This is a genomic window from Lentzea indica (assembly GCF_012184385.1).
GTDB lineage: Bacteria > Actinomycetota > Actinomycetes > Mycobacteriales > Pseudonocardiaceae > Lentzea > Lentzea indica.
In genome coordinates this window covers 1-7116 of the sequence record NZ_VSRL01000361.1, presented here as the reverse complement: position 1 = coordinate 7116, position 7116 = coordinate 1, and the positions used below count along the sequence as shown (strand labels likewise).

Below are 7116 nucleotides of genomic sequence, written 5' to 3'. Positions count from 1 at the left end.
CGCTCGCGACTCCTGGCCGTGCCCGGCCGCGCCACATCGCGATGCCCCGCCTGATCCTGGGCACCGCGCCGCGGTCGATGCCGAGCTCTCCCAGCAGCCTCCACGTCTCCGGATAGCCGGTCGCCGGGATCTGTTCGGCGCCGGTGTCGATGAGGAAGCCGTCCTCGCGCACTGTCGTCATCCGGCCGCCCACGACGTCGGCCGCCTCGAACACCCGCACGTCCCTGCCCGAGGACCGCAGCCGGAACGCGGTGGTCAGCCCGGCGACGCCGGCACCGATGACCGCGACATCGAGCTCGGTCACGTGAAGACCGCCAGGTTCACGACGACCAGCGCCAGCACGGTGATCCGGTGGATGCGGATGCCGAGCGTTCTGGCCCGCAGGATGTCGTGCTGGGCGAACCCGATCCACACCTGCCTGACCCGCAGCACGATCGTCGGCAGCATCGCGAGCAGGAACCACCACGGACCGTCCAGCACGGGCACCGCCAGGATCACCGAGAGCTCGGCCGCCGACACCGCGATGACGAAGAACATGTTGCCGCGCGGTGAGGTCAGCGCCGCCACGGTGGGCCTGCCGACCGACCGGTCGCCCACCACGTCGTTGGTGTTCGAGTACACGCCGAACAGCAGCGGCCCCAGCCCGAAAAGCAGCGCCTGAGCCAGCACGAAGCCGTCGATCCGGCCGGTCGCGAGGCCGTACGGCGCGAGCACCAGCGCCCAGCCGAGCCCGGCGATGAAGAACTCCTGGAAACCGTGGTAGCTCAGCTTCACGCCCCACGAGTACTGCAGCGAGAAGAAGTACGTGACGGCGATCAACACGATCGTCCACAGTGGAGTGTGAGGCGCGATCACGATGGCGGCGAGCCAGAGCAGCGCGCCGATCACCCCGGTCACCCAGGCGAACCGCAGCACCTGGTCCTCGGTCAGCGTGCCCGCCACCAGCGGCTTGCGACACCGCCTGCGGGCCGGGTCGTCGGGCGAGTAGTTGGTGACATCGCTGCCGTCGCGGTAGCCGGTGAGGTCGTCGAGCGCCACCATCGCGGCGATCACGAACACCTCGCCCAGCAGGAACACCCCGGTGGTGGTGAGCACGCCCGCGTCGAACCGCAGCGCGGGGACGAGCAACGTCCACACCACGACCACGCCGAGGTAGTAGTCGAGGATGTCGAGCTTCGCGAGCCGGAAGTAGGCGGCGCCACGGGTTCGCGTGATCGTCGTCATCGCGGGTCCTCCAACGCGATCAGCGCGGTGAACGAGCGGTCGCCGCCGTAGGCCAGTTCGTGCCGTTCGATCAGCCGGGAACCCGGCAGCAGCGCGAGATAGTCGTCGAGGTCGCGCAGTCGCGAGTACCGGCCGACCGGGATGTCCGCGTGCTCGTACTCCACCAGCACCAGGTGCCGCGCCGCGCCCGCGATCGCGCGGCACGCCCTGGCGATCTCGTCGTCGTCCAGCACGTGCATCAGCACCCACACGCAGATCGCGACGTCGAACCTCTTGTCCCGCCACGGAAGCCGCTGGACGGTGGACTGCTGGAACTCGACGCCCGGCAGGTGGGCGCAGGCCGCGCGGGCCAGCACGAGCATGCGCGGAGTCATGTCGATCGCGGTGACGGCGTCGGCCTGCGCGGCGATGGCCGGGGTGATCCTGCCCATGCCACAGCCGATCTCCAGCGCGGAGCCGATCGGGCCGAGGGAACGCAGGTAGTGCGTGACGAGCTGACGGGTCCGGATGGTCGTGCCCTCGGCGAGCTCAGCCGGTTGCGAGGCACGCATGACACGAGCCAGTCCGGAGCGCTCGGCCCTTCTGCGCCACTCGTCCGCGATCTCGTCCGGTGCCGGAATCTGGGTTGCCTGGACCTTCATCATGACTCCTTGGCGAATCGGCACACCGCGTCCGCGATGCGTTCCACCTGCGCGTCGGTCAGATGTGGGTAGATGGGGATGGCGAGGGTGCGCCGCACGGCCAGCTCGGCGGCGGGCCAGACGCCATTGCGGGCGTACGGGGCGAACGCGAGTTGACGCGGAAGTGCCGCGGGATAGTAGACGTGCGATCCGATGCCTTGTGCGGCAAGGTGATCGCGCAACGCGTCCCGGCGTTCTGCGAGCAACGAGTAGACGTAGAAGCACCGGCCGTTGCGGGCAGGCGGCGGCGCGAGCACCCCGCAGCCGGCCAGCTCGGCAAAGCGTTCGGTGTAGTATTCGCCGATGCGCGCCCGGCGTTCGAGCCGTTGGGGAAGTGTGGTGAACCGGTGCAGCTGGAACGCCGCCATGATCTCGTCGAACCGGCTGTTGTAGCCGATGCGGTGGTGCACGAACCGCGTCCTGCCGTCCTGGCCGTGATTGCGCAGCATCCGCACCGCCGCGCCGAGTTCAGGGTCGGCGGTGACGACCATGCCGCCCTCCCCCGGCATGCCGAACGTCTTGACCTGCACGAACGAGTAGACGCCCGCATCGCCCCACATACCGGCGGGCGTGCCGTCGAGCATGCCGCCCTGCGCGACCGCGGAGTCCTCGAGCAGCCGGACGCCCGCGCTGTCGGCGATCCGGCGGATCGCGGGCATGTCGGCCATCACCGAGAACATGTGGGCGGGCGTGATCACCTTGGTGCGCGGGGAGACCAGCCGGTCGATCTCGGCGGGATCGGCGACCATCGTCCACGGATCGACGTCGGCGAAGACCGGGATGGCCCCCAGCATCGCCGGAGCGGCGGCGAGCGGCGCGCAGCCGAACGCGGGCACGATCACCTCGTCGCCAGGACCCACGTCCATGGCACGCAGCACCAGCGACAGCGCCGCGGTGCCGCTGCCGCAGGCGATCGCGTCAGCGGCGCCCACCGAGTCGCGGATGACCTCCTCGAACCGGGCGGTGTGCCCGCCGAGGATGAACTTCTGCTCCGGCGCCAGACCGATGCTCTCGACAACGCCCAGCAACACGTCCTGCTCGTCGTCGAACAGATCAGGCGGGAAGAACGGCAGGGTCATGATCGTCCTCGGCAGAATTCGCGAATTGAGCCGCAGACCATTTCAACGTCTACAATGGACATGTCCGGATAGAGGGGCAGGGCGATGGCGTGCCGGCACGCCGCCTCGGCATTCGGGAAATCACCAGGACGATGTCCCAGGTCGCGGAAACAAGGCTGCAGATGCAGAGGCACCGGGTAATAGACCTCGGTCTGCACGCCCTGCGCCGACAGGTGTGCAGCCAGCTCGTCGCGGGCCTCGGCTTCGATCACGTAGACGTAGAACACGCCACCTGGCCGGGCTGTGGGCAGCTTGCGCACGCCCGGCAGTCCCGTGAGCAACTCCGTGTAGTACGCGGCGAGCTGCGCGCGGCGGGCGATGTCCGCGTCCAGCCGGGTGAGCTTCGCCAGTAGCACCGCGGCCTGGATGTCGTCCATTTTGCTGTTCATTCCGGGCAGCCCGGTCTCGTTCGAGATACCGGGGAAATTGTCGATCGTGCGGCCGAACCGGCCGTGGTGACGCAGTGCGTCGACCATGTCGGCAATGCGCAGATCGTTGGTGAGCACCGCGCCGGCGTCGCCGATCGCGCCCAGTGTCTTCGTCGGGAAGAACGACAGCACGCCGCCCACCCCGAGCAGGCCGGCATGCGTGCCGCGGTGCCGCATCCCGATCGCCTCGGCACTGTCCTCGACCACCGTGAGGCCGAGCCGCCAGGTGACGTCGAGCAGCCTGTCGATGTCCATGAGCTGGGAGAACAGATGTACCGGCATGACGAACCGAGTGCGTTCGCCGGCGACGTCGGCCACCGAGGCGGGGTCGATGCCGTACCCATCGGGCTCGATGTCGGCGAAGACCGGACGGCCCCCCGCGAGCACGACCGACGACGCGGACGCGACGAACGAGAACGCGGGAACGACCACCTCGTCGCCTGGCCGCAAACCGGCCGCCCGCAGCAGCAGTACCAGCGCGTCCGTGCCGCTGTTCACCCCGATGACAAAACGGGCGCCGGTGTAGGAGGCCAGCGCGGACTCCAGCTGGGCGACCTTGTGGCCGTGTGAGTATTTGCCATTCTCGATCACGTCGACAATGTGTCGTCGAGCCGTAGGCCATAGTTCTGCGAATGTGGCCGATTGCATGTGGAAAGGGACCGACAGCGTACCCACCTCCGGCGGCGAAAGACCCGTTTCCGAGAGTAGGGCAATTTATCGGACTGGTGATCCGGTTCACTCTTCCTGGTCAATACTGACTGGCGAGCATTGACACCTGCCCTGCTCCGGCTAGCGTCGAAATCGGTCTGAATTCCTGCTCGAAGATGGGGCTCAATCGTGCAGTCACTCGTGATGGGACTCGGCCGCGCCGGGGCGGGCCTGCATCTTCCGGTGCTCGCGAAAGCCCGAGCGTGCGACCCACAGCTGTTCGGCAGTCAGGATGTCGTGGCGTGCGACCCGCGCTGGACGCAGCCCCACCGACCCGGCCTCGTCGCCACAACGAGCATCGGCGCAGCGGTCGGCGGACTCGATCCCGCCAGCACTGTGGTGCACATCTGCACACCGCCGACCGAGCGGCACGCGGTGATCGCGGAGCTGGCCGAGCTCGGCTTCCGCAACATGATCGTGGAGAAGCCGCTCACATCCGATGCCGACGACCTCGCGCGGATCATCCGAGTGCGGCGCAAGCACCGGCTGCACATCGAGGTCGTCGAGCCGTGGCTCACCAGCACGCTCACCAGGCGGCTGATCGAGCTGACCCGCTCCGGCCTGTTCGGCGCACCGAAGTCGATCACTATCGTGCAGAACAAGCCGCGGTTCCGCCGCTCGTTCGCGGCGCCGGGCCATCCGACGGCGTTCGATGTCGAGCTGCCGCACGGCGTCGCGCTCGCGTTGCGGCTGGCCGGTGCCGCACGGGTCACCCATGCGGCGGGAGCCGACCTCGAGGTCGACGGGCAGTTCAGCGCTCGGATGGGTGGCGCGAAGGTCGGTCTTCGGCACAACTCGGGGGTCTACACCGAGATCAGCTCCGACCTCACCTGCCCGGTGCGGGAACGGCGGATCACCATCGACTTCGCGAACGGCAGCGCGGTCGGGCACTTCGCGGTGAGCGATGACGACGACCACTCGCAGCTGACCCTGCGGGCGAACGGTCGCAGCGAGCGCCTGGTGCTCCGCGACGACTCGCTGACCGAGTGGATGATCCAGGTGTACCGCAAGTTCCAGGCGGGCGGCGAGCAGACGCGTGGGTTCAACTTCGCCGCCGAGGTCGTGCAGCTGTTGTCGGTGGCCAAGAACATCTGCGCGGAACCGGTGGTGCCCGCGGCGCGCACGGAGAACAACCGCGTCGTGGTGGCGCACCATGCCGGTTGACCTCGTGCTGGCGGGTATCACCGACGAGGCGGCACACGATCTCGCCACCCAGATCGGTGTGCTCATCGAGCTGGGCTGGCCCGCGATCGAGCTGCGCACGATCGACCGGCAGGCCGTCGCCGACCTCACCGACGACCAGTTCGCCGCGGCGGCGACGGCGTTGGCGGACAACGGGCTGCGGGTGATCTGCCTGGCCTCGCGGATCGGCAACTGGGCCCGTCCGATCACCGCGGACTTCGATCACGATCTCGCCGAACTCGACGTGCTCGCCCGGCGGGCCCGGTCGATCGGTACCCGGTATCTCCGGATCATGTCGTATCCCAACGACGGCCTGAGCGATCCGGACTGGCGCACCAGGGTGGTCACCCGGATCACGGCGCTCACCCGCAGGGCCGAAGCCGGCGGCGTGACGCTGCTGCACGAGAACTGCTCGGGCTGGGCGGGCGCCGACGCCGCGCGGATGCTCGAGCTGCTCGACGAGGTCGCGAGCCCGGCGCTGAAGCTGTTGTTCGACACCGGGAACGGCGTCGCGCACGGCTACGACGGCTTCGATCTGCTCGGCGACATCGTCGGCCACGTCGAGCACGTGCACATCAAGGACGCGGACGTGCACGGGTTCACGATCCCCGGCGAGGGCACCGCGCGGATCGCGGACTGTGTGAAGCTGTTGCGGGCGAACGGCTACCGCGGCGCCTGGTCACTGGAACCGCACCTCGCCCTGCGACCGCACGAGCCGGGTGAGCTCGCCGCCGACGCGGTGACGTCGTTCCTCGCGGCGGGCCGGGCGATGGCGAGGCTCGTCCGGTGATCCAGGCGGACCGGGACCTGCTGCTCCGTCTGCTCAGCCTGCCGACCGCCGGTCCGCTGGAGACGACGGCCGAGGTCCATCTATGGGAGGCGATGGAGGTGTTCGCCTCGGCGGCGGCCGGGATCGGCTTCCGCGTCGCGCACCTCGCCGCGCCCGAACCTTCGGTGCTCCGTCGTCCGGATGTGCCGTCGGTCCTTCATGACGTGGGGCCGGAGTTCCTCGCGTGCCAGCCGAGTCTGGTGCTCCGGCTCGGGCCTGCCGAGCCCGCCGTGATGTTCAACGTGCACCTCGACACCGTGGCGCCGTTCGAACCGGAAGGCTTCGACGGCACCAGGTTCCACGGGCGCGGCGCGATCGACGCCAAGGGGCCGGCGGTGGCGGTGCTGGCCGGGATCAGGGCGGCGGTCGCCGCCGACCCCGCGGTCGGCCACGAGGCCGGGGTGTTGATCCAGGCCGTGTCCGGCGAGGAGGGCGGCGCCATGGGCACGTTCGGCACCCGGCCGCTCGTCGAGGCCGGATTCCACGGCGGGCTCAACATCTTCTGCGAGCCGACCGGGCTGCGGAACCTGCCGCGCTGCACGGCGGCGATGACGGCGAGCGTGCGGGTCGACGGCGACGACGCGATCGACGACGAGCGCATCGAGGCCACAACGCCACGGTGCTGCTCGGGTTTCTCGCCCAGCACCTCGCCGCCGGTCTCGCCCCACTCGGCCAGGTCTGCGTGGCGGGCCTGCACACCGGTCAGCTGCACAACAGGGTCTACGGCAGCGGCGAACTGCTGTTCAACATGGCCTACGACTGCGCGGAGTCGGCGCGGACCATGAGCGCGGCGATGGAGACGGGCCTGCGGACCGGCGTCGCCGAGTTCTCCGAACGCTTCCGCGACATGCCCTTCTTCCACCGCACCGCCGCCGATGCCGCGGCGATCACCAGCCTGCGGTGGGCGAAGCGCGGGCTGCCCGCGCTGCCGGCGCAGGACATCCCAC

Annotated in this window: 8 protein-coding genes; 3 read left to right on the top strand and 5 right to left on the bottom strand. The window is 69.4% G+C overall.

From position 1 onward, the window contains the following. From FXN61_RS45680 to FXN61_RS45660, 5 genes are all read right to left on the bottom strand, one after another. A partial coding sequence (locus FXN61_RS45680) for an FAD-dependent oxidoreductase (protein ID WP_167980058.1) occupies positions 1-304 on the bottom strand: 304 nt, incomplete at its 3' end. Further along, the gene (locus tag FXN61_RS45675; protein ID WP_167980057.1) at positions 301-1224 is read right to left on the bottom strand and encodes a UbiA family prenyltransferase; all 924 of its coding nucleotides are present in this window, start codon (positions 1222-1224) and stop codon (positions 301-303) included. The genes FXN61_RS45680 and FXN61_RS45675, both read right to left, overlap by 4 nt. Next, positions 1221-1868 (bottom strand): class I SAM-dependent methyltransferase, encoded by a 648-nt coding sequence (locus FXN61_RS45670; RefSeq protein ID WP_246293076.1) that lies wholly within the window; start codon positions 1866-1868, stop codon positions 1221-1223. The genes FXN61_RS45675 and FXN61_RS45670 overlap by 4 nt, the downstream gene beginning before the upstream one ends. Beyond that, complete coding sequence (locus FXN61_RS45665; RefSeq protein ID WP_167980056.1) at positions 1865-2983, bottom strand: DegT/DnrJ/EryC1/StrS family aminotransferase; 1119 nt, start codon at positions 2981-2983, stop codon at positions 1865-1867. Before FXN61_RS45665 ends, FXN61_RS45670 begins: the two co-directional genes overlap by 4 nt. Then, a complete protein-coding gene (locus FXN61_RS45660) occupies positions 2980-4041 on the bottom strand; it encodes a DegT/DnrJ/EryC1/StrS family aminotransferase (protein ID WP_312878507.1) in 1062 nt (353 codons plus the stop codon). Before FXN61_RS45660 ends, FXN61_RS45665 begins: the two co-directional genes overlap by 4 nt. A gap of 246 nt (positions 4042-4287) precedes the next feature. On the opposite strand from FXN61_RS45660, the gene FXN61_RS45655 reads away from it, so the two are divergent. Genes FXN61_RS45655 through FXN61_RS45645 form a run of 3 tightly spaced genes read left to right on the top strand, consistent with a single transcriptional unit; the run spans position 4288 to position 6954 of the window. Next, positions 4288-5322 (top strand): Gfo/Idh/MocA family oxidoreductase, encoded by a 1035-nt coding sequence (locus tag FXN61_RS45655; protein WP_167980055.1) that lies wholly within the window; start codon positions 4288-4290, stop codon positions 5320-5322. Then, positions 5312-6130 (top strand): sugar phosphate isomerase/epimerase family protein, encoded by an 819-nt coding sequence (locus FXN61_RS45650; protein ID WP_167980054.1) that lies wholly within the window; start codon positions 5312-5314, stop codon positions 6128-6130. The genes FXN61_RS45655 and FXN61_RS45650 overlap by 11 nt, the downstream gene beginning before the upstream one ends. Next, a complete protein-coding gene (locus FXN61_RS45645; protein WP_312878506.1) occupies positions 6127-6954 on the top strand; it encodes a M20/M25/M40 family metallo-hydrolase in 828 nt (275 codons plus the stop codon). Before FXN61_RS45650 ends, FXN61_RS45645 begins: the two co-directional genes overlap by 4 nt. The last annotated feature ends 162 nt before the right edge of the window (positions 6955-7116 follow it).

Coding starts and splice junctions, on each gene's coding strand:
- FXN61_RS45675 (WP_167980057.1), bottom strand. CDS start 1,224: ATGACGACGATCACGCGAACCCGTGGCGCCGCCTACTTCCGGCTCGCG.
- FXN61_RS45670 (WP_246293076.1), bottom strand. CDS start 1,868: ATGATGAAGGTCCAGGCAACCCAGATTCCGGCACCGGACGAGATCGCG.
- FXN61_RS45665 (WP_167980056.1), bottom strand. CDS start 2,983: ATGACCCTGCCGTTCTTCCCGCCTGATCTGTTCGACGACGAGCAGGAC.
- FXN61_RS45650 (WP_167980054.1), top strand. CDS start 5,312: ATGCCGGTTGACCTCGTGCTGGCGGGTATCACCGACGAGGCGGCACAC.